At 69.9% G+C, this 1,501-nt stretch carries 3 protein-coding genes; 2 read left to right on the forward strand and 1 reads right to left on the reverse strand.

Going from position 1 to position 1,501, the window contains the following annotated elements:
- Positions 1-59: 59 nt before the first annotated feature.
- Positions 60-239: a hypothetical protein gene (locus tag HC022_RS29545; RefSeq protein WP_368484832.1), complete on the forward strand. Its 180-nt coding sequence runs from the start codon at positions 60-62 to the stop codon at positions 237-239.
- A 6-nt stretch (positions 240-245) separates the two neighbouring features.
- Positions 246-371: a hypothetical protein gene (locus HC022_RS29745; protein ID WP_303049110.1), complete on the forward strand. Its 126-nt coding sequence runs from the start codon at positions 246-248 to the stop codon at positions 369-371.
- A gap of 223 nt (positions 372-594) precedes the next feature.
- Here HC022_RS29745 and HC022_RS26375 read toward each other — a convergent pair whose 3' ends face one another.
- Positions 595-1,290 (reverse strand): fumarylacetoacetate hydrolase family protein, encoded by a 696-nt coding sequence (locus HC022_RS26375; protein WP_167454358.1) that lies wholly within the window; start codon positions 1,288-1,290, stop codon positions 595-597.
- Positions 1,291-1,501 lie beyond the last annotated feature (211 nt).

Raw genomic sequence — 1,501 nt, forward strand, 5'->3', positions numbered from 1 at the left:
GTCACTGGGAAGCTGGTCAAGGCTCTCCGCTCGGCTGAGGACGACCTCGAACGCTTCGAGTGCTTCGGGTCCATAACCTTCAAGGCTACCTCGCCTGCGCGGCGCAGTTGGTCGCGGGTCTTGCCGGGATCGAGGAAGAGTTCCCCCTGTCGCCCGCCGCGACGGGCGACATCTACGGCGCCGGGGACGTGCCCGAGGTGCCCTCGACCCTGCACGAGGCGACCGCGATCTTCCGCTAGTCGAAGATGCTGCGCACGGCGTTGGGCGGGCCGGTCGTCGACCACTACACGAGGGCGGCCGAGGTGGAGCGGGAGGACTACGACCGCGTTGTCGCCGACTACGAGCTGCGGCGCGGGTTCGAGAAGGCCTGAGAGGCTGAGGCTGAGGCTGAGCTCCCGGCCGGCGGGATCGAAGTCAGGTCCGATGTCCCGAACGGCGCGTGGGCTGCCCGCGCCGGAGGGCACCGCCGCCGCCACTGTCCCCGGGCAAACTACACCCAATCTTAGGCCACGCCGGTCACACAGCACCGCCCCCACCACAGGCCCACCTGCGCCCCCGACGGACAAGACCCGCCGGGGGCCGGAAGGCGGAGGCTCAGGCGCGCGGGCCGATGGTGGTGGTCAGCGAGCCCAGCCCTTCGACCGAGACCGTGCAGACATCGCCCGGCACCAGCTTGCCGACGCCCGCGGGGGTGCCGGTCATGATCAGATCGCCCGGCTGCAGGGTCATGGTCTGCGACAGGATCGAGATCACCTCGGGCACCGTCCAGATCATCTCGGCGAGATCGCCGCGCTGCTTCTCCTCGCCGTTCACCTCGAGCCTGATCGCGCCCTCGGTCGGATGGCCGACCTCGGAGACCGGGTGCACCGGCCCCACGACGGCGGAATTGTCGAAGCCCTTGGCGAAATCCCACGGGCGCGACAGCTCCTTCGCCGCGTTCTGCAGGTCGCGGCGGGTCAGGTCGTTGCCCAGCGCGTAACCCCAGACGTGGCCCAGCGCCTCGGCCTCGGGAATGTCGGCGCCGCCGCTGCCGATGGCGACGACGAGCTCGGCCTCGTAGTGCAGGTTCCCGGTCTGCGGCGGATACGGGATCACCGCGCCGTCCTCGACCACCGCGTCGCAGGGCTTGGTGAAGAAGAACGGCGGCTCGCGGTCGGGATCGCGGCCCATCTCGCGGGCGTGCGCGGCATAGTTGCGGCCGACGCAGAAGATGCGCCGCACGGGGAAGCGGTCGTCGCTTCCGGCGACGGTAACGGAGGGGGTGTCCATCGGGGGCACAACGTAGGCCATGCGGGCTCCTTTGCTGGGTCTGCGGTGTCGGCGGCCGCGATCCGGGGTCGCGGTTCTCGTCTCTTTGCACAGGCTTAAGGCCATCCGGCAGCGGGAAGCCAGCCCCTTCGGGCGCGCGCATTGACACCTCGCGGGAAACCGCGCTTGATCCGGGCTCAGGGACAGGCGGCGCTGAAGGATGTGCCGGCACAAAGGCAAGGACGGAACATGA

Source organism: Salipiger sp. HF18 (genome assembly GCF_011806505.1).
In the GTDB taxonomy this organism is placed as follows: Bacteria; Pseudomonadota; Alphaproteobacteria; order Rhodobacterales; family Rhodobacteraceae; genus Salipiger; species Salipiger thiooxidans.